17 protein-coding genes are annotated in these 25,698 nt (G+C 68.9%); 9 read left to right on the forward strand and 8 right to left on the reverse strand.

Annotated elements, in window-relative coordinates:
* Positions 1-86 precede the first annotated feature (86 nt).
* Entirely contained in the window at positions 87-1,571 is a 1,485-nt protein-coding gene (locus tag VN779_RS08205; RefSeq protein ID WP_325721791.1) for a glycosyl hydrolase family 79 C-terminal domain-containing protein, read from the reverse strand.
* Between the two features lie 422 nt (positions 1,572-1,993).
* Between VN779_RS08205 and VN779_RS08210 the strand changes: the two genes are divergently transcribed.
* A complete protein-coding gene (locus VN779_RS08210) occupies positions 1,994-5,374 on the forward strand; it encodes a fibronectin type III domain-containing protein (protein WP_325721793.1) in 3,381 nt (1,126 codons plus the stop codon).
* Positions 5,375-5,637: 263 nt separating this feature from the next.
* Here the strand turns inward: VN779_RS08210 and VN779_RS08215 are convergent, their stop codons facing one another.
* Entirely contained in the window at positions 5,638-8,058 is a 2,421-nt protein-coding gene (locus VN779_RS08215; protein ID WP_325721795.1) for an FtsX-like permease family protein, read from the reverse strand.
* Entirely contained in the window at positions 8,055-8,804 is a 750-nt protein-coding gene (locus tag VN779_RS08220) for an ABC transporter ATP-binding protein (RefSeq protein WP_325721797.1), read from the reverse strand. Before VN779_RS08220 ends, VN779_RS08215 begins: the two co-directional genes overlap by 4 nt.
* Positions 8,805-9,017: 213 nt before the next feature.
* Between VN779_RS08220 and VN779_RS08225 the strand changes: the two genes are divergently transcribed.
* The 3 genes from VN779_RS08225 to VN779_RS08235 are packed head-to-tail and all read left to right on the forward strand — an operon-like array spanning position 9,018 to position 12,035.
* Entirely contained in the window at positions 9,018-10,367 is a 1,350-nt protein-coding gene (locus VN779_RS08225; protein WP_325721799.1) for a sensor histidine kinase, read from the forward strand.
* Between the two features lie 2 nt (positions 10,368-10,369).
* Complete coding sequence (locus VN779_RS08230) at positions 10,370-11,125, forward strand: response regulator transcription factor (protein WP_349260706.1); 756 nt, start codon at positions 10,370-10,372, stop codon at positions 11,123-11,125.
* A 22-nt stretch (positions 11,126-11,147) separates the two neighbouring features.
* The gene (locus VN779_RS08235; protein ID WP_325721803.1) at positions 11,148-12,035 is read left to right on the forward strand and encodes a DUF72 domain-containing protein; all 888 of its coding nucleotides are present in this window, start codon (positions 11,148-11,150) and stop codon (positions 12,033-12,035) included.
* 4 nt (positions 12,036-12,039) lie between these two features.
* Here the strand turns inward: VN779_RS08235 and VN779_RS08240 are convergent, their stop codons facing one another.
* Positions 12,040-14,187 carry a cellulose binding domain-containing protein gene (locus VN779_RS08240; protein WP_325721805.1) on the reverse strand — a complete coding sequence of 716 codons (2,148 nt, stop codon included), beginning with the start codon at positions 14,185-14,187 and terminating at the stop codon, positions 12,040-12,042.
* Between the two features lie 85 nt (positions 14,188-14,272).
* Complete coding sequence (locus VN779_RS08245) at positions 14,273-15,574, reverse strand: MFS transporter (protein ID WP_325721807.1); 1,302 nt, start codon at positions 15,572-15,574, stop codon at positions 14,273-14,275.
* Between the two features lie 90 nt (positions 15,575-15,664).
* Between VN779_RS08245 and VN779_RS08250 the strand changes: the two genes are divergently transcribed.
* The gene (locus VN779_RS08250) at positions 15,665-16,240 is read left to right on the forward strand and encodes a TetR/AcrR family transcriptional regulator (RefSeq protein WP_325721809.1); all 576 of its coding nucleotides are present in this window, start codon (positions 15,665-15,667) and stop codon (positions 16,238-16,240) included.
* 19 nt (positions 16,241-16,259) lie between these two features.
* Here the strand turns inward: VN779_RS08250 and VN779_RS08255 are convergent, their stop codons facing one another.
* Complete coding sequence (locus tag VN779_RS08255) at positions 16,260-17,054, reverse strand: SAM-dependent methyltransferase (protein ID WP_325721820.1); 795 nt, start codon at positions 17,052-17,054, stop codon at positions 16,260-16,262.
* Positions 17,055-17,623: 569 nt separating this feature from the next.
* On the opposite strand from VN779_RS08255, the gene VN779_RS08260 reads away from it, so the two are divergent.
* Positions 17,624-18,334 (forward strand): PhzF family phenazine biosynthesis protein, encoded by a 711-nt coding sequence (locus tag VN779_RS08260; RefSeq protein ID WP_325721810.1) that lies wholly within the window; start codon positions 17,624-17,626, stop codon positions 18,332-18,334.
* A 13-nt stretch (positions 18,335-18,347) separates the two neighbouring features.
* Here the strand turns inward: VN779_RS08260 and VN779_RS08265 are convergent, their stop codons facing one another.
* Positions 18,348-19,886 carry a hypothetical protein gene (locus VN779_RS08265; protein WP_325721811.1) on the reverse strand — a complete coding sequence of 513 codons (1,539 nt, stop codon included), beginning with the start codon at positions 19,884-19,886 and terminating at the stop codon, positions 18,348-18,350.
* A gap of 73 nt (positions 19,887-19,959) precedes the next feature.
* The gene (locus tag VN779_RS08270) at positions 19,960-22,317 is read right to left on the reverse strand and encodes a Tex family protein (RefSeq protein ID WP_325721812.1); all 2,358 of its coding nucleotides are present in this window, start codon (positions 22,315-22,317) and stop codon (positions 19,960-19,962) included.
* A gap of 166 nt (positions 22,318-22,483) precedes the next feature.
* Here VN779_RS08270 and VN779_RS08275 point away from each other — a divergent pair, with 166 nt between their 5' ends.
* From VN779_RS08275 to VN779_RS08285, 3 genes are all read left to right on the forward strand, one after another.
* On the forward strand, positions 22,484-23,008 hold the full coding sequence (locus tag VN779_RS08275; RefSeq protein WP_325721814.1) for a GNAT family N-acetyltransferase: 525 nt from the start codon (positions 22,484-22,486) through the stop codon (positions 23,006-23,008).
* A 124-nt stretch (positions 23,009-23,132) separates the two neighbouring features.
* The gene (locus VN779_RS08280; protein WP_325721816.1) at positions 23,133-24,449 is read left to right on the forward strand and encodes an ATP-binding protein; all 1,317 of its coding nucleotides are present in this window, start codon (positions 23,133-23,135) and stop codon (positions 24,447-24,449) included.
* A gap of 30 nt (positions 24,450-24,479) precedes the next feature.
* Positions 24,480-25,532, forward strand: coding sequence for a tetratricopeptide repeat protein (locus VN779_RS08285; protein ID WP_325721818.1), 1,053 nt, complete (start codon positions 24,480-24,482; stop codon positions 25,530-25,532).
* Positions 25,533-25,698: the final 166 nt, after the last annotated feature.

Below are 25,698 nucleotides of genomic sequence, written 5' to 3' on the forward strand. Positions count from 1 at the left end.
CGCCAAGCCGTCGTCGTCACGCAGGCAAGACTTGACACCCCCGATGATCGAGTTAAGATCGATTCAGGGCACTGATGCGCCTGTCCTCACTCGAACCGGATGATGGCCGCGCTGCCCGGTGGCACGGTCACGACAGCCGTCCCGCCGAGCACCGCGACGTGACTTGCCTGCGGCGGGAGGAACGCGCCGTGCGGACCGACTTGCTGCCCGCCGAGCGTGATCGCGGTGGTGGCGGCGAGACCGGCCGGATCCGAGGTCGTCAGGGAGATGATTCGGCCGTAATGCAGGCGCGCCGAGCCGAGATTCAGGCTGATCGTCGTCGGCCCGCTCGTCGCAGGATTCTGCACGTCGTCGAGAACCACCGTCAACTGGTGTCCATCGCGCACCGCATATGCGCGTACGTCGGCCTCATCGGGGTTGGTGACGCCGACGAACTTGCCCGCTCCGACGAGTGACGTGGCGAGCATGCCGTAGTAGATCGGGCGCGGCGTAAGATCGCCAGTTGTCGGGCACAGCGGCGTGTATGGGTCGCAACCTGCTGCGTTGGTACCGTCCATGAACTGCGCGTTCGCCACTCCGCGCTGCGCCAGCAGCAGGCCGTAGTCCAGCGCCCACAGCGAAGCGGCGAAGGTGTCGCTCACACCAGGCGCACCGGCGCAGACCACCGAGTTGGTCTCGGTCATCGCGGGCGTCACATGCAGGGCCCTGGCCGCGGTGACAAGGGCATCGGCGTTGGCGGTCTCGTACTGGACCGCGCCAGCGCCGAGCAGTTGGGCGGCGGTGACGGTCTGTCCGCTGCACACGCTGAGCGGGTACGTGTGGTCCGTCACCTCGGCCAGCCCGGGCGTCGGGTGCGCCGTCTCGTCGGCGGTGAACGCGGGCAGATAGGCCTGGTGATTGGTCTCCGCGTCCGGACCGGTCACCCGGATTCCCGGCGCGGCCTGTTCGATCGCGGTGGCGTATGCCTGGAAGGCCGCGAAGTAGGCCGCTTCGCTGCTGAAGTAGAAGTTCGGCTCGTTACCGATCTCGATGGCAATCAGCGAGCGGCCGAAGATCTGTTGCGCGTAGCGGGCTTCGTCGGCGGCGCGGGCCGCGTCGGGGTGCTTGAGGTTGACCGCGAGCACGACGCGCCAGCCGGCTGTCCGCGCGACGGTGGCGAGGTGGCTCAGCTTCTGCGGGGTGATCGTGCCGACCGCCCAGGACGGTGCGGTCTCGCCGGTCGAGGTCCAGAACGTGCTGTCGCCGGAATTGCCGCCGACCCGCAGGATTCCGCCACGTCCCAGAGTCCTGAGATATCCCGCGAGATCGGTTGCCGCGTAGTCGTCGGCGGCGAGCGTCGCGGCGCCGAAGGATAGGCCGACGAAGCCCGGGCGCAGCGGGTTTCCGATCTGATCAGGATGGATGCTGATCGCGAGGCTGGCGGCCGTGTTCGCTAAGGCGCCGGCCGGCGCGGGAACGGTCGCGTAAGCCGTACTGGATGCGAGAAGCGCGGCGACGGCGGCGCATGCTGCCGCGATCTGGATGCGTGCGCGGGCTCGAGCGGGGACGCGAACGTGCGATGTACGAATCATGGTTCTTGATCGACTCCTGCCTGGGGCGCTGAACCGCTGGCATGGGCGGCGCAGTGGTTGGCGGCCAAGGCGGTGACCGATGGTGGTGAAGAACCGTTCGCGATTCACTTTCCGGGCGATCACGCATGCCGGGCAAGGATTCAGCGAAGATTGTTTCAGAGACGTGATAGTCATTCAGAAGTGTGAACATGCACGATCATCGCAGCTACGCCAGGGAATCGTTTCCCGACAAAGCCTGCGGACCCGACCCCGCGCGAGTACATTCACCCCTGTGTGACAACGCGGCCTTTCGCGGCCGCGATCACGGTCGGCCCAGACGTGGGGCCTACCGACCGGAATGAACCGGTTCATGGATGTGAGCAGGCGGCTTGAGCCGTTTGCTCGCCAACACCCTGGGGGGAAACCAGATGATGCGTGTCAGCGTGCATACACGCTTCAGAAAAACGCTCATCGGCTCGATCGCCGCCTCGCTCGCCGCGCTCGGCCTGACCGCCGTGATCGCGACCGCGCAGGCCGCCGGGGGGCCGCCGAGCTTCGTACAGCAGGTGAACGCGCATCATGCGAACGTCGTCTCCACGGCCGTGACGCTGCCGGCCGCGGTCACTTCCGGCAACCGGCTCGTCGTCGAGGTCGGGGTGTGGAACTCCAAGTCGGCCACCACAAACGCGGTCACCGACTCGGCCGGCAACACCTACACCGAGCTGACCCATTTCACCGCCTCGGATCACACCGAGCTAAGCGTGTGGAGCGCCCCGATCACCGCCGGTGGCGGCACCGCGCCCACCGTCACCGCGAAGGTCACCTCGGCCGCGGACATGGCGGTCGCGGCCCTCGAGTACTCCGGCCTCGCGCCGAACAGCGACGCTTCGATCGTCGACGTGCAGTCGCACGCCACCGGCACTACCTCCGCCGCGGGCACCGTCGCCGCCGGCGCGACCACAGCCGTGGCGGCGAACAACGAACTCGCGCTCGGCTTCTACACCGACTCCGGTTTCCGCGCCGCCCTCTCCCCCGGCTCCGGATTCACCGCGCGCTCGAACATCTCCAGCGCCTCCGACATGGAACTGCTGGTCGAGGACCAGGCGGCGGCGCTCGGCGCGACACCGAACGCCTCGTTCGGCACCGGCGGCAACACCGTCTGGCTCGCCGCGACAGTCGTGCTCAAGGGCGCCTCGTCCTCCTCCTCGCCGACCGTCCCGGGCACGCCGAGTTCGGTGACCGCGACCGCGGGCAACGGTTCCGCCACTGTGTTCTGGTCGGCCCCGTCGGACGGCGGCTCGCCGATCACGTCGTACACCGTCACGCCGTACGTCGGCAGCACAGCCCAGTCCGCGACGATCGTGAGCGGTTCACCCCCCTCCGCCTCCGCGCTCGTCGCCGGCCTGACCAACGGAACCAGCTATACCTTCACCGTCACGGCGACCAACGCCATCGGCACATCAGCCGCGTCCGCGGCGTCCAACGCGGTCGTTCCGAGCGCGCAGCCGCAGGGCCAGTGGGGCCCGCTGGTCACCGCGCCGTACGTCTCGATCCACACGGTGCTGCTGAACGACGGCAAGGAGATCCAGTGGGACGGGTGGAAGACCCCGACCCAGACGTACCTCTACGACCCGGCCGCGGGCACCTACACCGAGATCGACGCCCCGGCGAGCATCTTCTGCGGCGGTAACGCGAAGCTGCCGGACGGCCGAGTGCTTGTAGTCGGCGGTTTCGGAGTCGCGGCCACCGGGATGCTCGGCATCGTCGACACCAACATCTTCAACCCGGCGACGCAGACCTGGACGAAGATGGCGAACATGCACCTGCCGCGCTGGTATCCGGACCTGACCGAGTTGCCGGACGGCCGGTACGTGGTGATCAGCGGAAACTCCACGGACTCGTCGACGTGGGCTGACACGCCCGAGCTGTACGACCCCTCGACGAACAGTTGGACGCTGCTCTCGGGCATCACCACCTCGCAGGTGCACGAACTCGAATATCCGTTCTCTTACCTGGCACCGAACGGGAAGGTCTTCACGATCGGCCCGCGCGAGGACGTCTCCTACTGGTTGGACGCGAACGCGCAGAGCTGGACGCCGGTCGGGTCAAGCGGCGTGGTCAACGGCTCGTCGGTGATGTACCTGCCGGGCAAGATCCTCTATAGCGGCGGCGCGTCGAGCATCAGCACGAGCACCCCGGCGCAGGCGAACGCCGCGACCATCGACCTGACCTCGCCGACCCCGACGTGGAAGTCGGTCGCGCCGATGAACAACGCGCGGATCTATCACACGCTGACCATGCTCGCGGACGGCAAGGTGCTCGCGGTCGGCGGCGGCACGGTCTCGGACCAGATGCAGATCACCAACGGCGTGATGCCCGCGGAGATCTGGGATCCGGCGACACAGCAGTGGACCACGATCGGCTCCATCGCTGCGGCGCGCAACTACCACTCGACCGCGGTGCTGCAACCGGACGGCACCGTGCTGGTGTCCGGCGGCGGGCACCCGGAGACGCTCAACGACCCGGGTGAGTTCAACTCGCAGGTGTATTCGCCTGCTTACCTTTTCAACGGCCCGCGCCCGACGATCAGCTCGGCTCCGGCCTCCGCGCAGTACGGCTCGGCGATGACGATCTCCACGCCGGACGCGGCGAACATCGGCTCGGTGAACCTGGTCTCCTTCGGCGCGGACACGCACCAGTCGGACATGGACCAGCACTTCGTGCCGCTGTCGTTCACGGCCGGCTCGGGCTCGCTGTCGGTCACGGCTCCGGCGAACGGCGCGATCGCGCCTCCCGGCGATTACATGCTGTTTATCCTGAACAAGGCCGGGGTGCCGTCGATGGCCGCGACGGTGCACCTCACCGCCGCTCCGGCGACGGCCCCGGCCGCTCCGACCGGCGTCACGGCGACGGCGGGCAACGGCTCGGCGTCGGTGTCGTGGACGGCTCCGAATAACGGCGGCTCGCCGATCACGTCGTACACGGTTACGCCGTACGTGAACGGGACAGCTCAGAGCACGACGACGGTCAGCGGCAACCCGCCCTCGCCGAGCGCGACGGTATCGGGACTGACCAACGGAACCAGCTACACCTTCACCGTCACGGCCACCAACGCAGTGGGCACGTCGCCCGCGTCCGCACCGTCGAACGCGGTCACGCCCTCGAGTGTCGTAACGCCGGCGTTCGTGCAGCAGATCTCCACGCACAAGGCGGGAGTGTCATCGACGTCTGTAACGCTCGGCTCGCCGTCGGTCGTCGGCAACCGCATGGTCGTCGAGGTCGGGACGTGGGGTTCCGGTTCGCCGACCGCGAAGGGCGTGACGGACTCGGCCGGGAACACCTACACCGAGTTGACGCACTTCACCGCCTCAGATCACACCGAGATGAGCGTGTGGAGTGCGCCCATCTCGACGAGCGGTGGCACGCCACTGACCGTCACCGCGAGCACGACGTCGTCCGGTGACATCGGCCTGGCGTCGATGGAGTACTCCGGTTTGTCCACGGCCTCCGGAAGCAGCGCGCTCGACGTGCAAGCGACGGCAACCGGAAAGACGACCGGCGCGGCGACGGTCTCCTCCGGTGCGAGCGCCGCGGTCGGCGCGAGCAGCGAGCTGGCGCTTGGCTTCTACGCCGACTCAGGGTTCGGCGACACCATCGGCACCGGCTCCGGCTTCGCGTCTCGGGTGAATGTCTCGAACACCTCGGACATGGAGCTAGCGGCGGAGGAGGAACTGGTGAGCCAGGGCAGCACGCCGAGCGCGACGTTCACGAGCAGTTCCACCACGGTGTGGCTGGCGGCGCTGCTGGTGTTCAAGCACGCGTAGATAGGTAGGCACGACAGGCTTACGTCTGGGTCGGCAGGACGGATGGGGGCTGGGGCAGCGGCGCGCTCCAGCCCCCATCCGCGCGACCGAATGGTTGTCCGGTTCAGCGGGACAACCCACCCTGCAGCGGCCCCCGTCTCGCAGCGAGAACGGCGGGCGGCGGTCTGGTGGTTGTCCCGCTCAACCGGACAGTCGCGGGCCAGTGGCGCGCGGACGGCTCCCCCTCGCAAAGCCGCCCGCACGCCTGCCTGATCGCTTGTCGCCTACTCGGTGCGCAGCGCGGTCGCGGTACGGGTCTTGGCCGCCCAGCTCGCCGGGAGCAGCGCGCCCGCGATCGCGATGGCCAGCCCACCAAGGGCGAGCAGGACCGTCTCCGTGCCTCGGTACACCGTGATGTACGCGTGTGGGAGGTTGGTTCCGGCGGTGTGCGCCATGACCGGCACGACGTAGCTGTGCAGCGCGATTCCGATCGGCACGCCGATGATTCCGGCGCACAGCCCGACGAGCGTGACCGAGCTGAGCACCATCGCAATGGTCTGTCTCGGGCTCATCCCGATCGCCTTGTAGACCCCGAGGTCGTGCACGCGCTCGCGGGTCTCCAGGACCGCGGCGTTGAGCACGGCGAGCCCTGCCACGGTGGCGAGCATCGCCGTGAGGATGGCGATCATGCCCTCGAAGAAGGGCAGCGTCGAACCGCCGCTATCGGCGGCCGCGTCTTGCGCCTCGGCGTACATCGGATGCAGCTTCGCGTTGAGGGCCTTGATATAGGCGGCGCGGTCGACCCCGGGGTTGAGGTGGATCTCGAAGCCGCTGATCCGGTCGACATGATCGACCGCGGAGAGCGTGCGCGCATCGGTGATCAACTCACCGTTCTGGGAGCGCAGGTCGAACACCTCGCCGACGATCCGCACCGGGATCAGCACGCCGTGGTCGGTCAACGTGATCGTCGAACCGATCGAGGTACCGGTGTTCTGGAGGAACCGGGTCGGCACGACCGCTTGCCCCGGGCCGGTGAACCAGGAGCCTGAGATGAGTGGCACGCTGTCCACCGCGGCGGCTCCTTGAAGCGTGCGCACCTGCGTCGTCCCGGAGAGCCCGGAGACCGCCAGCTCAGTTCCGCCGGTGCCGTAGTACGAGCGGGTGCCCGGCTGAGCGGCGATCGCGGCTGCCACCGCCTCGGGGTCGGCCGCGGGCTGGCTGACACCCTTCGGACCGGCGTGCACCACGTCGCCGCCGTCGCTCGTCGCCCCGATATCGACCGCGACGTCTGCGGTGCCGTTGCGGTTCTGGCCGGCATGTACGTCGTTGAACGAGCTGACCAAACCGAGGGCGAAGGTGAGTGCGGTGGCCCCAAACACGACCGACGCGGCGACCGCGAGGGTGCGCGCGGGCCGGGCGAACGGGCCGCCGAGCCCGAGGGAGACCGCGCGCGGCAGTGGCACGCGGCTGAGAACACGGCGCGCAACGCGGCCGCGTCCGCTCTTGGGGCTGCGGCCCACCGCGATGGCCTCGACGGTGCGCAGTCTTCCCGCGCGCAGAGCCGGCGCGAACGCGGTCAGCGCGACGAGCACGACCGCGCCACAGGGTGCTGCGATGTCGATCCAAGTGGCGACCGAGAGCGACACAGTGCCATAAGCGAACTCGGCTCGACTCAGCAACGGTTTAGCGAACACGTTCCCGAGCACCACCCCGAGCGCGATGCCGATGATGGAGGGGATGAGCGCCTGCGTGATATAGGCGCGCACGATCTGCGCGGGAGTGAATCCCAGGGCTTTGAGAATACCGATGCGCCGCAGTGACGCCCCGACCGCTCCGCTGACCACGTTGCCGATGATGATCACTGACATGATGAGGCCGAGCACGCCGAACGCGACGATGAAGGGCACGAACGGCGCGGTGTTGCGTTCCGCGTCCAGCTTGGCGGAGAGCCAGGAAAGCGCCCCGGTGACCGCGCCGTGCGGGAGCGCCGCCGCCACTGCGTTGCGGTCGGCGGTGACCTGCGTATCGGTGCCGGCGTTGGCGAATCGGTAGAGCATCTGGATTCCGGGGACGGTGCCCGGCTGGGTCAAGGCAGGGATCTGACTCGGCTGGACCCAGGCGTCGGCGGTGCCGGTGACCGACTGTGCGACGCCGACGACCGTGAGGACCGGCTTGCCGGGCAGATCCGGGAAGGTCATCGTCATGCCGACGCCGCCGCGCGGTCCGAAGTAGCTGGTGGACAGTACGATCTCGCCCGGCTTCGAGGCCCAGCGCCCCTGTGTGATCGCCAGATCGTCGACCGATCCACCGGGGATGGCGCGGCCGACGATCAGCATCGGTGGCAGTCCGATACCTGGGAAGTCGCCGCCGCTAGGGCTGCCGTGCTCGGCGATGATCTGCGGATAAGGGCCGGAAGCTGCGGTGACGCCCTGGACGTGCGCGGAGGCGGCCATCTGCGCGCTCGTCGCCTTCGAACCGTCGGCTAGGACGGAAAGATGCGCGCCGCGCTGGGTGTTGAAGGCGTGGTCGAAGGGCGCCCGCGAGGCCATGAGCAGAGCGCCGGCCAGCACCGTGGAGGTGACAGCCATCATCGTGGACAGCACGATGACTAGTGTCTGGACCCTGCGACGGCCGACTCCGGCTCGTACCACGCGTCCCAGCGCGCCGCCCCGGCCGTTGCCGAGTTGAGTGCCGTGCGAGATCATCGCGCCGCCCCCTCCGTGGGGAAGGGGGCGACGCTTGCTGCGGCGCCGGATCCGGTCACGTCGGGCTGAGCGGTGTCGCTGGCGATCCGACCGTCGATAAGCCGCACGGTACGCGTCGCGCAGGACTGGGCGAGGGTAAGGTCGTGCGTGACCAGCAGCACGGTCTGCCCGTCAGCGTTGAGCTCTGATAACAGCCCCCTTACATCCTGCCCGGACGCCGTGTCCAACGCACCGGTCGGTTCATCGGCGAGCAGGAGCGCCGGGCGGTTGATCAGGGCCCTGGCAACCGCTACCCGCTGGCGCTCGCCGCCGGAGAGCCGACCGGGATAGGCCCGGGCGTGTCTGGCGATCCCCAGCGTCTCCAGCAGTTCCGCGGCCCGGGCCCGGGCCAGTGCGCGCGGCATCCCGGCCAACTGGGCCGGCAACAGCACATTGTCGCCCACGGTCAGGTCGTCGAGCAGATTGAAGAACTGGAAGACCATGCCGATCTGGGTCCTGCGATACTTCGCCGATCCGCTTTCCCCCAGTTCGTCGACCCGCGTCCCCGCCACCGTCACGGTGCCCGTGCTGGGCCGGTCGAGACCCGCGATCAGGTTGAGCACGGTCGACTTGCCGCTGCCGGAGGGTCCGAGGATCGCGACCGCCTCCCCTGGCTCGACGGTCAGCGAGATGTCGTCCACGGCCGGCGGTCCGCCGTCATAGCTCTTGGTCACCTGGTGCAGTTCGATCAACGGCGCGTCGTCCATCGCCGGTCTCCTTCGTCTCGGACAGGGTGCTCGTTCCTGACAGCCGACGAAGGTAGGCCCGCCCGCCCGGCCGCACGTCGCTCGGCAGGGCGAAATCCCGTACCTCGCTTGGCGCATACCGGCCCGCGTCATCCTGCGGATGTATCCGCGAGATGTACCGGCTCGCGCGCTGGGAGGGATGTGCTGCGGCAGGCGCGGCGCGAGAATGGCTCGGTGACCACGGCTGACTTCGCGCGCATCGCGGGCGGGCTGCGCCGCCGGGCGGCCGCGGCGTTCGTCCCCTCGCGCGAGCTGCCCCTGCCCAGCAGGCGCGGCTGGATCTTCGACGTCGTGCTGGCGCTGGCGCTGACCGCGGCCGCGATCATCTCGGTGAGCAGGCAGGATCACGGCCTCATCGCGACGCCCCGGTTCCTGCCGGATGGAACGGTGGTCCCGATCGTGCGGCAAGCCGGTACGCCTGCGGCCGAGCTGCTGATCGCCGCGATCGCTTCGGCACCGCTGGCGGCGCGGCGCCGGTATCCGATGAGCGTGTTCTGGGTCATGTTCGTCGCGGTCATCAACACCACGAACACGCCGGCCGTCCTGTTCGTGACCATCGTCATCGCCGCGTACAGCTCGGTGGCGTACAGCCCGTACCGCGTGCTGGCTGTCGGCGGCCTGATGCTCGCCGCGCTCGCTGTCGCCGCCCGGTCCGGCAATGCGATTCCGCGGATCCCGAACTCGCTGAGTCCGTTCGTGATTCTGCTACCGGTCGCCTATGCCGGGACCGCGGTCCGGCGCTGGCGGCAGCAGACGGCGGCCAGTTTGGCCCGGATCCTCGCGCTGGAACTCGGCCAAGAGGAGGCCACCCGCGAAGCGGTCGAGTTGGAGCGGGCACGGATCGCGCGGGAGCTGCACGACGTGGTCACGCACAACGTGAGTGTGATGGTGGTCCAGGCCGGCGCGGCCCGAAAGGTAATGAGCGCCTCCCCCGAACAGGCTACGCAGGCGCTGCTCGCGGTCGAGGCCAGCGGCCGCACCGCGATGACCGAACTGCGGCAGGTGATGGGGCTGCTCACCAGCACCACGCCGGAACTGGAACTGGAGCCGCAGGACGCGAAGCCGAGAGCCTCGGCACGCACCGGGGCCGGGGTCGCGGCAGAGGAACTCGGCCCGGACTCACAATTCGCCCCACAGCCCGACCTCGATCAGCTCGAATCGCTGGTCGACCGGGTGCGCGCGATCGGCGTGCCGGTAACGCTCACCTTCACCGGCACGCCCCGGCCGCTGTCGCCAGGTGTCGGCCTGGCCGCGTATCGAGTCGTCCAGGAAGCGCTGACAAACACCGTCAAGCACGCGGTCGGCGCGTCCGCCGCGGTCACCGTGACGTACAGCGCGCACGAGCTACGGCTCGAGATCGCGGACACCGGCGGGGTGCCGGGCGAAGCGGCGGCGACCGGCAACCGGCGCGGTCTGCTCGGCCTGCGCGAGCGGCTGGCGGTCTATGGCGGCAGGCTGGAAACGACACGCCGGCCAACCGGCGGCTTCCGGGTCATCGCCGTCATTCCCGCGGAGGAGGAGTGAGCATTCAGAGGACGCTGCGCGTGCTGGTCGCTGACGACCAGGCGCTGGTGCGTACCGGTTTCCGGATGATTCTGGCGGCCGACGGAATCGACGTGGTCGGGGAGGCGGCGAACGGGCTCGAAGCTGTCGAGGCGGCACGCAGCACCCGGCCGGACGTGGTGCTGATGGACATCCGCATGCCGGAGGTGGACGGGCTGGAGGCGACCCGGCGGATCCTCGGAGATTCGAGCACAGACGGACACGGCGTCGGCAACGGGAGCGACGCTGCCGCGCCAGATCGGCCGCGAATCATCATCCTGACGACGTTCGACCTGGACCGGTATGTGTACGAGGCGCTCGCCGCCGGCGCGAGCGGCTTTTTGCTCAAGGACGTCACACCGGAACACCTGGTCGGCGCGGTGCGGCTGGTGCGCTCCGGTGACGCTCTGCTCGCGCCGACCATTACCCGGCGTCTGGTCGAACGCTTCGCGCGGCACGACGAACAAACGCAGGGACGACAGGCGCATCGCAATCTCTCCGCGCTCACCCAGCGAGAGGTTGAGGTGTTGCGGCAGCTCGGCAGGGGTCTGAGTAACGCGGAACTGGCCGCGCAGTTCCACCTGAGCGAGGCCACCGTGAAAACCCACGTGGCCCGCATTCTTGCCAAGCTTCAACTGCGCGACCGGGCACAAGCGGTGGTCATCGCATATGAGAGCGGCCTGGTGCGTCCCGTGTCAGATGGATACGAAGGGGTAGAGCGCCGAGCTGAGTCGTCGTGAGGTCGAGGGAGGTAAGGGGACTGTGCCGGATTCGGGACGCGGGTCGATCCTGGTCGGGACCGCCGGCTGGGCTGACAGCGACCTGATCGCCTCCGGCTGGTACCCGCCCGGCGTGCGCAGCCCGGCCGATCGGCTGCGGCACTACGCGAGCCTGTTCCCGCTCGTCGAGGTCGACTCGCCCTACTATGCGATCCCCGACGCCTCGGTTGTGCGCGGTTGGGCCGAGAACACTCCGGACGAGTTCGTCATGGACGTCAAGGCGTATTCGCTGTTCACCGGCCAGCGCACTCCGGTCACCTCGCTTCCCCCGGATCTGCGTGAGCTGACCGAGCACGCCTGGATCTCGCTGAGCAACGCGCCGCAGGAAGTTCTCGACGAGTCCTGGCGCCGGTTTCATCAGGCCATTGAGCCGCTGCGCGCGGCCGGTCGGCTCGGGCTCGTCGTGCTGCAGTTCCCTGCCACGTGCCGTCCGGGACAAAGCGGCGAGCGGATGATCGCCGAAGCGCTGGCCCAGTGCGCGCCGGTGAAAGCAGCGGTCGAATTCCGCAACGGCGCCTGGCTCGATGATCGCCATCAAGACCGCGCCCTCGGCCTGCTGCGCGAGCACGGCGCCGCGCATGTGTGCGTTGACATGCCGCAGTCACACCCCAATGCGATGCCGCTACTGCTCGCCGCGACCGCGGATACCGCCGTGGTCCGGTTGCACGGCCGCAGCGAACAGTGGATCGGCGGCGACAAGCGCGAGCGGTACCGGTACGAGTACTCGGCAGCCGAACTCGACGCGTGGGCCGAGTGCGCGCGGCAACTGTCCAAGTGTGCTGATTCGGTGCACATGGTCTTCAACAACTGCTGCGGCGGCGCGGCGCAGCGCGCCGCCGCGGGGTTGTGCGACCGGATCGAGAACGCCTAACCGATCAGTGCGCCGTACAGCTCAGGTTCGGCAGCGAGGTCGGTACGGCGCCGGAACCGAGTAACCCGAACGTTGTCGAGCCGCTGGGAGACAGCGCGCCGTTGTAGCTCAGATTCGAGACCGTGACCGCGGCCCCGGATTGGGTCTGTGTCGCGTTCCAGATCTGCGAGATGGTCTGCGAACCAGGCCACGAATATCCGACGTTCCAGCCGCTGATCGCCTTGCTGCCCGAGTCGGTCACCGTGAAGCCGAGCTGGAAGCCGCCGCTCCACGAGTTGGTCACCGACCAGGTCGCCGTGCAACCGCCCGCCGAACCCGACGAGCTGGCCGAGGGCGAGGAGGAGGGGGACGAACTCGGCGACGAGGACGGGCTCGCGGAGGCGCTGGCCGACGCGCTCGCGCTCGGGCTGGCCGAGTGTGACGGGCTCGCGGAAGGCGAACCGGAGGGCGAGGAGCCGCTGCCGTTGGTCAGCACGACCACGGACTGCGCCGGGATGGTGAGCGATCCGCCGGAGAACGTGCTCTGCGCGATGGTCGGGTTGGCCGCGCTGTAGACGTATTCGGTCTCTGAGTTGCTGGTGATTCCGAGGCTCGCGGTGCTCACCGTGTAAGCGTTCGATGGGTCGGCATTGGCGAGCAGGACCGAGTACGAGCCGCCGGGCGCGCTGGAGGAGTAGCCGTAAATGTTCGGCGTGGCGACGCTCAGGGTGCTGACCTTCGCGCCGCTGACCGCAAGCTTCGAGGCCAGTTCGTAGCCGTAGTACGGCGCGTACGGGGTGTCCATGGCCGGCTCGCCGCCGGTCGCGGAGGAGAACATGCCGAAGTCGGCGGTCGAGGTGCCGTAGTTGTGCACGTCCCACCAGTCCACGCTCTGCGCGCCGTAGGACAGCCATTCGAGCGCGTTGGCGGCGGCGAACAGCGCGCCGACCGGCTCCTCGTTCCACTCGTTCGCGGTCTGCGACATGTTCGTCTCGCCAACCACGAAATAGGCCTTCGGGTCGTAGGTCGAAAGGGTGGACTTCACCTCGGCGGCCGCGGCCGGGATGTTGTCGACCAGCTCCATGATCGACTGCACGCTCTCGGTCGGCACCCCGTTGATCGGGTACCAATGCACGTCCGCGCAGTCGATATTCGAGGCGTCGGCCTGCAGGATTGTGCTGTTCCAGGTCTGCCAGTTATCCACGCCGGAGCCGGGCGCGAGGCCGCCGTCCATGCCGTAGTCGTAACAGATCTGCGCCTTCGGGTCGGCCGACTTGATCGCCTGCATGTACGCCAGGCCGTTGCTCGCGTAGGAGGCGGCGGTGTGCGCGCCGGTGTGGTTGTCGGTTTCCCAGGACCCGTAGTTCTCGTTGCCGATCTCCCAGAGCGAGACGCCCTGGCCCGCGGTCGTCGCGGCCTGCTTCGCCCACGCGCCGGCGCTGGCCGCGGTGTCGGAGCCGTAGTTGACGGTCACGAACTTCTGGCCGCCGCTGATCGAGTCGACCTGGTTCGAGTACTGCGCGAAGTTGACCGGCTGGGTTTGGCTCTTGGCGGTATTGGTCTGCCAGTTGTACTCGTCGGCCCACGAGCCTCCGGGGTAGCGGATCAGGCCGGTGTGCGCCGCGTTGAGGTCAGTCGATATCGCCGAGTCGACGAAGTTGGTGTCCCAGGACGCGGTGTTGACGCCCAGGGGCGTGAGGGGGCCGGAGAGCACGGCGCTCGATGAACCCTGGCTCGGTCCGGTGCAGCTGACTGCCGGCACCGGGTTGGACGTGCCGTTGTAGCTTCCGTGGAAGCCGAAAGTGGTGCTCGCGCCGGGGGCGAGGGTCGCGTTGTAGCTGCCTGCGGGCGTCGCGGTCACCAATGTGCCGTTCTGCACGACGTTCGCGCTGTACGGGCTGCCGGCGATGATCGCCTGGCCGGCCGTGTAGTTCCAGCTGATATTCCAGGTGCTGATCGCGTAGGTCGCGTTGTTGGTCACGGTGACCGTCACGCCGAAGTCGGGCGGGCTGTTGGTCGGGGTCTGCCAGCCGATCGTGTAGACCGCGCTGCACGCGGCCCCGGTGTCGGCCGGGGCGCTGGAGGCACCCACCGTGACCGCGGCGAGCGTGGCGCCCGCCGTCAAGGCGAGCGCCGCGGCGCTGCTGCCCCAGCGCCTGGATCTGATGCTCATAGCGGGCCCTTCGAAAGACATTGACCGGTTAAGCGCGCTTGGATGCTACGACCGGCCGTCGATAAGTCAAGGACCTGCGAAACTTTCACGCCGCCGTGACGACCCGGCGACTCGGTCGGGCGACCGCACCGAGCGCGATCGCCGCGAGCACCATGACCGCCACGCCGTATTCGCGCGCCGCCGGCAGCAGACCGCCGTGCACGACCAGGAATCCGCCGCCGACCGCGGGCAGGCCGAGCGCGAGGTATGAGACCACGTACACGGCGGACAGCAGTCCGGAGCGCTCATGCGGCGCGGCGAGCGGAACGACGGTGCGGATGGCGCCCTGGAACCCTGCGCCGAATCCAGCGCCCGCGATGACCGCGCCGATGAAGAAGGCGAGGCTGGAGCGCGTCTCCATGCCCAGCAGCGTGACGCCGACGCCGGCGAGCAGCCACGCCGTGCCCAGCAGCATCACGGTTCGTGCGGGGGCACCGCGAAGCAGCAGGACAGCCACGCCGCCGCTTGCGCCCATCACGAATAGCGGCAGGCCGCCGAGCACCGGCGAATGCGAGCCGGTGACCAGGCCGACGACCGCCGGTCCGACCGAACCGTAGAACCCGGCCAGCGCCCACAACGCGATCAGCACCGGCAGCGACTTGAGCACTGGTCCGCGCGCCGCCCGCGGAACCCCGAACTGCGGGCGCAGTGAGGCCAGCGCCCCGGACTCACGGGCCGAGGTCTCGCGCATCAGCGCCACGCCGATCGCCTGCGCGGCGAAGATAGCGAACAGCACGAGGTAGACCAGGTGTTCGGGAGCGGGCAGGTACTGGACCAGCACACCGGAGAGCAGCGCTCCGGCCGCGGTTCCGGACAGCGGGGCGACCGCGTTGGTGATCGTGCCCTTAGCCCGGTCGACGTCCAGCAGTCCGGCCCCGACTGCGCCGAGGGCGCCACCGGTGGCGATGCCTTGCACGATTCTCGCCATCATCAGGGTACTGACGCTGCCCGCCGTGATGAAGACGAGCATGGACGCGGCCTGCAAGCCGATCGCGGTGATCAGGACCGGGCGGCGGCCAACGTGGTCGGAGAGCGAACCGACCGTGAGCAGCGCGCCGAGGACGGCCAGCGCGTAGCTGCCGAAGACGACGGTCGTGGTGATCGGCGAGAAGTGCCAGGCAGCCTGGTAACGCGCGTAGAGCGGAGTTGGGGCGCTGGAGGCGGCGAGGAAGGCGACGACGATCGAGGCCTGGAGGTAGAACGCGACGCTGTCGGGGAGCAGTGGTCTGAGCCGACCAGGGCTCGCATGGCGGGGCGTGACCCGGTTCGGCGCGGCGATCGGATAGCCGACTTCAGTACGCGCCGGCTGGATGACATTCGAGGGCTGGACGGCGGTCACGCTGGGCATCTCAGGCTCCTATGGCTCGACCTGCACTATCAGTCAGACCGGTCTGTCTGCTCACCGAGACTAGACAGACCGGTCTGGTATAGTCAAGCCATGGCCGCGAAAAGTGCCGAACAGCTCTCCGCCCGCGAGCGCCTGCTGGCCGCCGCGAACGAGCTGTTCTACGAAGAGGGCGTGAACACGGTCGGCATCGACCGGGTGATCGAGCGCGCCGGAGTCGCCAAGGCGACGCTCTACAGCGCGTTCGGCAGCAAAGACGAGCTGATCCGTGCCTATCTCGAGCAGCGCTACCAAGCTCGGCGGGAACGCACGATGCGCGCGCTGGAAAAGTACGAGTCGCCGCGCGAGCGCTTGATGGCGGTCTTCGACACGCTGGCCGACTCCCTGTCCCAGCCGAACTATCACGGGTGCGCGTTCGTCAACGCGAGCGCCGAAGCCCGGCCTGGCAGCCCGATCGAGACCGCGGTCGACGGGTATCGCGGCTGGCTGCGCGGACTTCTCACTCAGCTGGCGCAGGAGGCGGGCGCGGCCGATCCGCAGCAGCTGGCCTGGCAGCTACACCTGCTCTACGACGGGGCGAGCGTTTCGGCGCGCATGGACCATGATCCGGGCGCGGCCTCCCCGGCGCGGCAGGCGGCCGAGGCGCTGATCAGCGCGGCGCTGGGATAAGGTCTCGGACTCGGAGGGCTTACGGGACGCGGGCGACCGCGCCATAGTGCGGCAGCCGCAGCTTGACCGGGGTGTCGCCGGTGTCCGGATGCCAGTGGGTCACCACGACCACGCCTGGCTCCACCAGGTCGAGCCCGTCGAACCAGGAGGCGATGCGCTCGCGGGTGCGCGAAGTGATCGGGCTGGTGGACGCGCGGTACAGACTGAAGATCAGGTCGGTCTCGGTGTCGTCGAAGTCGTCGATGCTGCCGTGCGAGATCATCAGATAGCTACCTGGAGCGAGCGCGGCGAGATAGCGGGCGATCAGCCGGTCGGGGTCGTCGGACTCCGGGATGTGCGGCAGCACCGAAGCCATGATCAACCCGAGCGGCCGGCGCAGGTCGAGCAGCCGCTCCACCTCCGGAGCGCCGAGAACCGCGTCGACGTGCCGGATGTCGGCGTGCAGGATCGCGGCGCCGGAGTTGCCGATCAACAGCGTCTCGCTCGCGTGCACCGCGACGGGTTCGGCGTCCACGTAGACGACGCGCGCGTCCGGGTTCACGGCCTGGGCGATCTCGTGCACGTTGCCGACCGTCGGCACTCCGGAGCCCAGATCGAGGAATTGGTCGATGCCCTGCCCGATCATGTAGCGCACGGTCCGGCGCAGAAAGTCACGGCTGGCACGCGCCGCCGCCTTTACTCCGGGGAATGCCGCTTCCGCCGCTTCCGCGGCCTCCCGGTCGGCCTCGAAGTTGTGGAAGCCGCCGAGATAGTAGTCGTACATCCGCGCCGGATTGGGGCGATGCGGGTCGAGCTCATGCGCGTGCAGCGTCATCGCCTCCACAACAAGGACCGTATGCGTCTCCACAGTACTCGCTATACGCACCATGACGCATGGCGAACATCTTGATCCCCATTGGTATCCTGACCTGCGAAACGGTATATCACCGTGCGATATCACCCGGTGACATTGAGCAGCGCGAAAGCGGCTGATCGCGGCCACGGAACGGTGCCTCGCAGCAGCCGGGGAAATGGGGTGTGAAATGCACGCGAATAACCGCGAAACGCAAACGACCCGCAGGCTGCTTCCCTGCCGGAGCGTCGCAGGATCCGCACCCGAGAGTGACGGTCTGAACGCCGCGGCCGGGCACCGGGGACGATGCCGGTGAGCCTGCGGGCCGGGTGACTGCTGATATTCGCCCGCCGCCGAGCCTGTCGGTGAAAGCCGGCGAGGCCTGACTTTCCGGCGGGGCAGGGCGGCTAGCGGACAGCCACCTCACGCGTCCTGGCAATACTCATACTGCAGGATCACCTCCTTTCGGTGTGCGGCCACGTTATGCCGAGCCCTGGACCGACGCAATTGAATTAATCTTGCCGCAGGCACGGCCGAGTCCGATCCGAAGGGTGACCGCGTTGACTACCACGCTCGAAGTCCAGATCCTGCGAGTCTTCGCCGATCAGCGCGGCGAACACGGAAACGAGCTCGGTGTCGTGTACGACGCGGCCGGATTGCCGGGCGACTTGGGCATCGAGCTGACCGCGCACCTCGGGTTCAGCGAAACCGTGTTCGTCGACGACGAGCCGCGCGCCGCGTTCCGCATCTTCACCCCGGCCGTGGAGCTGAAGCTGGCGGGGCATCCGACCGTCGGGACCGCGTGGGTGCTCGGCGAGCGAGCCGGCGGGAACGTGCCCGCCGTAGTGCGGCCGCGGCTCGCGACAGAAGTCGCGGCGTGGCGGGAGGAAGACGGCGTCGTGTGGATTCGTGGCGCAGTCGCGGACGCGCCGGCTTGGGAGTTCGTACAGCTCGATGCGCCCGCGCTGATCGACGAGCTCAGCCCGGATGCTCCCGAGCAGCGCGGGCGTCACCAGTTCTGGGCGTGGAGCGACGAGTCGTCAGGTCTGATTCGCGCTCGAACCTTCTGCGCGGACATGGGCGTGCCGGAGGACGAGGCGACCGGTTCAGCCGCGATCCGCTTGGCCGACCGGCTTCAGCGGCCGATCACCGTGCATCAGGGGCGCGGTTCGGTCTTGCACGCGCGCCCGGCCGCCGAGGCGGGTTGGGCGCAGGTCGGCGGGCGCGTCGTGTCCGACGGGTTTCGCAGCGTCACGCTCTAGCCGCCGGTAGCGGTCAGCAGCCCGGAGTGGTCTGCTGGGTCGCGGTGGTGTCGCCGGAGACGGCCTTGAGGGTGAACTGCTCGCCGCAGTACGCGTCGGCCGGAATCGAGGCGCCGATCGAGTACGCGGTCTTGCCGCTCAGCGTCCACGAGGCGGTGCGCTCGTCGGTTTTCGCGCCGTTCTTCTCGCCCCAGTAGTCCACGGTGACGGTGACCTGACCGGTGCCGTTCGTGTTCACCCCGAGGATCATCGCGACCTGATGCACCGCGGGGCTGCCGCCGAGCAGGGAGACCTGGATCGACTTGACCCCGGCCGCGTTCGGCGGCGGAGGCGAGGTCGGCGGCGTGGTGACCGGCGTGACCGCTGAATGCGTGCTCTGCGGTGTCGGCGACGTCGCGGGATGCGCCTTGGCGGGCGTGGAGACGGCCGGGTGCGCGGAGTGTGTGCTGCCGGTCTGCGCGGCCGGGTGTCCGGGCGGCGCGCCGATGTGCAGGCTGCTGACCGCCCACCAGCACAGCGCGGCGACCGCGCCGAGGATGCCCACGGCCTGAACCACCATGGCGCCATGCGGGCCACGCCGATCGGGGCGCACGATCGGGTCGTACTCGTCGTCCCCGCCCGAGCCGTTGCCGCCATGCCCGGCCCACACGACCGGACGGGAGAAGGCTGGCGGCGGCTGCGGGCCGGAGTACGCCGCAGGCGCGGTACGAGGCGGCGGCGCGACAAGAGCGGGTTCTGATTCGGGCGGCGGGCCGCTCGGGGCGTAGATCGAGGGCGGGCCGAAGATCGGGACGGAAGTCACCGACGAGCCGGGGTGCGGTGGCTCTTGAGGGTGCGGCTGTTGCGGCCGGAACAGTTGCTCAAGCTCGGGTTCGAGCTCGTCCGGCAGCGGTGGCAGCTGCACCGGCTGCCCATAGGAGGGCGCGGGAGCCTGCGGCTGGTGCCACGGTTCGAACTGCACCGGGACCTGCGGTGCGCTGTGCTCCGGCGCGGCCTCGGCGGGTTCGTGGGGCTCTAAGGAGTCGAACTCGTAGGCCGGCCTGCGGTGTCGGCCCGAGTTGGCCAGCGGGTCGAGGATCGCGGTCGCCGGTACCGAGCCGAAGGCCGTAGCCACCCGGGGCGCCGGATGCGGCGGGCCCTCGGTGATGGCGCTTGGCGGCGTGGAGACCGGGTTCGGCATGGCGGGCGCGTACTGATCGAGGATCCGCGCGCCCGCCGAGGCTATGCGGGCCAGGTCGGCGGAAAGGTGGGCCTGGTGGTTGAGCGTCCAGTCCAAGTCCACGTCGTCGAGCACCGGGCGCCACCAGTCCAGCGCGAAGCCCGCCTGTGCGAGCAGCGCCTGCACTTGGCCGTCCCATGGCGTTTCCTCGTCGGGGTACTCCCCCGCGAGTTGCTCGACCCGCGTGGCTACCGCGGCGAGCTGGTCGAGAGCGACGCGTGCGTCGGCGTCTGTGCGGGGCAGCGCCCAGCGCAGGCCGAGCAAGGCCTGGACGAGTTCATCGCGCGGATCCGTCGGCCGGTCCGGACCCGGCGTCCTCCAATCGGCGGTCACCCCTGAGTCGTACCCACGCTTCCTGATACACAGTGCTGCCGGGTGGTTACGATTTCGTGCTCTTGGTTGCTCATTAAACCAAACCGGCGCGCCGGAGCGCATCAGCCAGCGCGGTATCTGGCGATCCTCCGCCACTCGCGCCGCCACTCGCGCCACCTCTGCCCCGCTCGCCACGCTGGCGATCGTCCCGGCCGCGACCGCCAGGGTTCTGATTGCGGCGCTGCTCATCGCCGCCACGCGGCCGCTGCGTCTCGTCATCGAGGCGCAGGGTCAGCGAGATGCGCTGCCTGGGCAAGTCCACGTCCAGCACCTTCACCCGCACCACGTCGCCGGGCTTGACCACCTCGCGCGGGTCCTTCACGAAGTTCTTCGACATCGCCGAGACGTGCACGAGCCCGTCCTGGTGCACGCCGACGTCGACGAAGGCACCGAACGCGGCGACATTGGTGACCACTCCTTCGAGCAGCATGCCGGGCTGGAGGTCGGAGGGCTTCTCCACGCCTTCCTTGAACACCGCCGTCTGGAAGGCGGGGCGCGGGTCGCGGCCCGGCTTCTCCAGCTCCTTGAGGATGTCCGTGACCGTCGGCAGACCGAAGGTCTCATCCACGTAGCTGGCCGGCTTGATCGACCGCAACGCGGCAGTGTTGCCAATCAGGCTCTTGATCTCCTGCTTGGTGTCGGTCAGGATCCTGCGAACAACCGGATACGCCTCTGGGTGCACGCTTGAGGCGTCCAGCGGATCGTCGCCGCCCGGAATGCGCAGGAAGCCGGCGCACTGCTCGAACGCCTTCGGCCCCAGGCGGGAGACGCTCTTGAGCGCGGTGCGGGTGCGGAACGGGCCGTTGGAGTCGCGATGCGCGACGATGTTCTCGGCCAGGCTCTCGCCGATGCCTGATACCCGGGAAAGCAGCGGCACCGAGGCCGTGTTGACGTCCACGCCGACCGCGTTGACGCAGTCCTCGACGACGGCGTCGAGGGAGCGGGAGAGCTTGAACTCGGACAGGTCGTGCTGGTACTGCCCGACCCCGATGGACTTCGGATCGATCTTCACCAGCTCGGCCAGCGGGTCCTGCAGGCGGCGGGCGATCGAGACCGCGCCGCGCAAGGAGACGTCCAACTCCGGGAGTTCCCGAGCCGCGTACGCAGACGCGGAATACACGGACGCGCCCGCCTCGGAAACCAGCACCTTGGTCAGCTTCAGCTCGGGGTGACGCGCGATCAGATCCGTGGCCAGCTTGTCGGTTTCCCGCGAGGCGGTGCCGTTGCCGATCGCAACCAGGTCCACCCGGTGCTGCGCTGCCAGCTTCGCGAGCGTGGCGATCGACTCGTCCCAGCGCTGCTGCGGCACGTGCGGATAGATCGCGGTGGTGGCTACGACCTTGCCGGTGGCGTCGACGACCGCGACCTTCACGCCGGTACGGAAGCCCGGATCAAGGCCCATCGTGGCGCGCGTTCCGGCGGGGGCGGCGAGCAGCAGATCGCGCAGGTTGGCGGCGAAGACGCGCACCGCCTCGTCCTCGGCCGCCTGCCACAGCCGCATCCGCAGGTCGATGCCGAGGCGCACCAGAACGCGCGTGCGCCAAGCCCACCGCACTGTCTCCAGCAGCCAGCGGTCGGCGGGCCGCCCCTGGTCCGCGATCTCAAAGCGCGCCGCGATCCGCACTTCGTAACCGGTCCGTACCGTCGCCCCCGCGGCGGGATCGCTCTCCTCGGGCTCAAGCACCAGGTCGAGCACTTCCTCCTTCTCGCCACGCAGCAGGGCCAGCACGCGGTGCGAAGGCAGCGTCGTAAAGGGCTCCGCGAATTCGAAGTAGTCGGAGAACTTCGCGCCCGCGTCCTGCTTGCCCTCGCGCACCTTGGAGACGAGCCGGCCACGTTGCCACATCCGCTCACGCAGCTCGCCGATCAGGTCGGCATCTTCGGCGAAACGCTCGACCAGGATCGCGCGGGCGCCGTCCAACGCGGCGGCCGTGTCAGCCACGCCCTTGTCTTCGTCCACATATTCGGCCGCGGCCGTCTGCGGGTCCTGCGACGGGTCGCCGAGCAGCAGATCGGCCAGCGGCTCGAGCCCGGCCTCACGCGCGATCTGGGCCTTGGTGCGGCGCTTGGGCTTGAACGGGAGGTAGATGTCCTCGAGCCGCGCCTTGGAGTCGGCGGCCAGGATCTGGGCTCGCAGCGCGTCGTCGAGCTTGCCCTGGCTCTCGATCGACTCGAGGATCGCGGCACGCCGCTCCTCCAGCTCGCGCAGATACCGCAGCCGCTCCTCGAGGGTGCGCAGCTGGGTGTCGTCGAGCGCCTCGGTGGCCTCCTTGCGGTAGCGCGCGATGAACGGAACGGTCGCCCCGCCGTCCAGCAACTCCACCGCCGCAGTGACCTGCCGCTCCCGTACCCCCAGCTCCTGCGCGATTCGCTGGTTGATCGGCACCGTCATCGTCTTTCCGCCCTTGCCGCCTGTCGACTGATCTTCCCGCTGCGCATACGCCGCGCGTCGGGCCACCGTATCGGAATCGGGCAGTGGCGACGGTCAGCATGGGCCGACGACGCGCGCCGCGATATCCGTTGGCGGCTCGCGCGCGTCATCAAGGATCATCATCGTCATGAGCGCATACGAGGTCCGCCGCTTCCGCGCCGACGAGTGGCCGCAGTTCCGGGAGATCCGGCTGGAGGCGTTGAAGGACACTCCGATCGGCTTCGGCGAATGGTACGAGGACGCCCTCAAGAAGCCCGATGACGAGTGGCAGGAGCGGGCGCAGCGCGCCGCCGAGGCACCGGACAGCGCCCTGTTCGCCGCCTTCACCGACAGCGGACGGCCGATCGGTACTGCTGGCGCCTTCACGAAAGACGACTCCTCGCTTACCGACGGCGTGGAGATGGTCATCTACGGCGTGTACGTGTCGCCGGACCATCGCGGACCGAAGCTCGGCGTCGCGACCCAGTTGTTCGACGCGGTGATCCGCTGGGCGCGGGATCTCGGTGCGGACGTGATCACGCTGTCCGTGCACGAGCGAAACGAGCGGGCGCACGCCTTCTACCGCCGCTATGGGTTCGTCGACACCGGCGAGACGATGCCCTACAACCTCGACGAGACGGCCACGCTGATATGGATGCGCTACCACGGTTGAGCACAGCGTGACCGGCTGGTGCGCATGAGAGCGACGATCCTGACAGTTGCCGTCTAGAGGTGGACTCCGCCTCTACACTGGTGGCCCCGGCGTTGCGCCGGGCAAGGCACCGGGGAGGGATGCAGTGGACGGCTCGCCGCTCATTGACAGCCTGCGCAAGGCGGTGGAAGCCGCGCCGCAGGACTTGCCGCTGCGGTTGCACCTCGCCGGTCTGCTGCTCGGCGCGGGGGCCACGGCCGAGGCGATCAGCCACCTCGGATTGGTGCTCGCCGCCGATCCCACCAGCACCGAAGCCCTGGAGTTGATGCAGCGCGCGGTCGGCGGCGGCATACGCGCCGACGCCCCAGCGACCCGCGACTCGCACGAGTCACCCGTTGCCGAGTCCCCGCACTCGCCGCGTGACGCGACCTCACCGACTTCCGGGATCCCCGCTCCCCCGCCGCAGCGCTCCGGTGAGCCCGACTTCGACTCCTTCGACTGGGACGCGGCGGCCCGCGACCTCGGCGAGATCCTGCCGCCGATGTTCCTCGACGCCGACGACGAGGAACTGACCGAGCCCGCGTACGACGTCGAGCAGGTCAGCACCGTGCGGCTCGCCGATGTCGGCGGCATGGCCCAAGTCAAGAAGCGGCTCGAAGCAGCGTTCCTTGCCCCGATGCGCAATCCGGAGCTAAGCCGCCTCTACGGAAAGTCACTCAAGGGCGGCCTGCTGCTCTACGGGCCACCTGGCTGCGGGAAGACCTTCCTAGCGCGCGCTATCGCCGGGGAACTGGGCGCGGCCTTCTTCTCGGTGACACTCGCCGACGTGCTCGACATGTACATCGGGCAGAGCGAGCGGAATCTGAGCGAGATCTTCGCGACCGCGCGGCGGCATGCACCCTGTGTGCTCTTCCTCGACGAGGTGGACGCCATCGGACAGCGGCGCAGCCAGCTTCGCTCCAACTCCATGCGCGGCACCGTCAACCAGTTGCTATCGGAGCTGGACGGCGTCGGCGCGCAGAACGACGGCGTCTTCGTGCTCGCGGCCACGAACACGCCCTGGGACGTGGACGTGGCGTTGCGACGGCCGGGACGACTGGACCGCACCGTACTGGTGTTGCCGCCGGACCAGTCCGCCCGCGAGGCGATCCTGCGCCATCACCTCAAGGGCCGACCGGTCGCCAAGATCGACCTTTCCGGGACGGCGAAGCGCACCGAGGGTTATTCGGGCGCCGATCTCGCTCACGTCTGCGAGACCGCGGCCGAACGCGCGCTGCTGGACTCCGCGGTCTCCGGCGCGGTGCGGATGATCGAGATGCGCGATATCGACGCGGCGCTCGCCGAGGTGCGCCCGTCGATCGGACCGTGGCTTGAGTCGGCGCGCAACGTGGCGATGTTCGCGAACGAAGCCGGCGCGTACGACGATCTGCTGGACTACCTCAAGAAGCGCAAACTGCTCTAGCCGGAACCTGAGAAAGCAGAGGGGGGAGCAGTGACCGAGCTCGATGCCCGCTCCGAACTGCTGCGTGCCTCAACGCTGCTTGACCTCGGCCGCGCCGCGGAGGCACGTTCCCGGCTCAGCACCCTGCTGGCCGCCGAACCCGGCAACGCCTTCGCACTCCGCCTGCTCGCTCGCTGCCACCACGCGGCCGGCGATATGGATCTGGCGATAGACACGGCGAAAGCCGCGGTCGCGGCGGACCCTGCGTCAGAGCACGGACACCGGATCCTGGCCAACGCGTTCAACTCGCTCGGCAACCGGTGGGCGGCGACCAACTCGGCGCGCGAGGCGCTGCGGCTCGCGCCAGACGAGTGGCGGTGCCACTGGCTGCTGGCTGAGTGCCTGCGGCACAGCGATCCGCACGCGGCGCTCCCGGCGGCGCATCGGGCGCGCGAACTCGCTCCGAACGAGGCTGACGTTCATGTGCTCTACGGCGTCGTGGTCAAGCAGCTCGGCCGGACCGAAGAGGCGCGCGCGGCGTACCTGCACGCGTTGAGCATCAATCCGAATCTCGCCACCGCGCACAACAACATCGCGGTGCTCGATCGCGCCAGTGGGCGCTGGTCGCGCGCGCTGGCCGGCTTCCGCACCTCGCTGCGCCATAATCCGCAACAGAAACTGGCGCGGGAGAACCTCGCGAACACGATCGTCCTACTGCTACGCCGTCTCTGTGCGATCGCGTATGCCTGTGTGCTCGTCGTCGTGTTCGCCGCAGGAGTCGCGAGCCCGCTCGTGCTGCGCGGCCTCGGCATAACACTCACCGCGGGACTCTGCGCCGGGCTGGTTTGGATCCTGGCGACAGCGCGCCGCAGCGTCGGCGCGTTCGCCACGATGATCCTGCGCAGTGATCGCAGGGCACTGACGGCACTGATCGTGTTCGCGGTCGCGCTAGCGATCGTGGTGGTCGGCGCGATCGTGCAGCTCGTTCCGCTGCGCGACGTCCGGGCAGCGCTCGGCGGGTTCGGACACGAGGGGCACCTACTGCCGTTCATCGGCGTCGGGCTGCTCATCGCCGCACGCGGAGCTCGCAACGCCAAGAAGTGACGCCGTTGTCCCGTTCACCTGGACAACCAACCGCCTGTCCCGCCCAGCTGGACAACCCGCTTTTCCCCACCCTCTAACCGCCGGCCGCCGTCCCGCCTTTCCCCAATAAACCCCCGCGATGACATCTCCGCTACGCGGCTTGAGTGCAGCGGCGAGCCTCGTTTAC

The sequence above is a fragment of the Actinocrinis sp. genome (assembly GCF_035605935.1).
Classification (GTDB): domain Bacteria; phylum Actinomycetota; class Actinomycetes; order Streptomycetales; family Catenulisporaceae; genus Actinocrinis.

Coding starts and splice junctions, on each gene's coding strand:
- VN779_RS08270 (WP_325721812.1), bottom strand. CDS start 22,317: ATGACGGTGCCGATCAACCAGCGAATCGCGCAGGAGCTGGGGGTACGG.
- VN779_RS08205 (WP_325721791.1), bottom strand. CDS start 1,571: ATGATTCGTACATCGCACGTTCGCGTCCCCGCTCGAGCCCGCGCACGC.
- VN779_RS08255 (WP_325721820.1), bottom strand. CDS start 17,054: ATGACGCTGCACGCGCATGAGCTCGACCCGCATCGCCCCAATCCGGCG.
- VN779_RS08250 (WP_325721809.1), top strand. CDS start 15,665: ATGGCCGCGAAAAGTGCCGAACAGCTCTCCGCCCGCGAGCGCCTGCTG.
- VN779_RS08215 (WP_325721795.1), bottom strand. CDS start 8,058: ATGATCTCGCACGGCACTCAACTCGGCAACGGCCGGGGCGGCGCGCTG.
- VN779_RS08275 (WP_325721814.1), top strand. CDS start 22,484: ATGAGCGCATACGAGGTCCGCCGCTTCCGCGCCGACGAGTGGCCGCAG.
- VN779_RS08245 (WP_325721807.1), bottom strand. CDS start 15,574: ATGCCCAGCGTGACCGCCGTCCAGCCCTCGAATGTCATCCAGCCGGCG.
- VN779_RS08220 (WP_325721797.1), bottom strand. CDS start 8,804: ATGGACGACGCGCCGTTGATCGAACTGCACCAGGTGACCAAGAGCTAT.
- VN779_RS08240 (WP_325721805.1), bottom strand. CDS start 14,187: ATGAGCATCAGATCCAGGCGCTGGGGCAGCAGCGCCGCGGCGCTCGCC.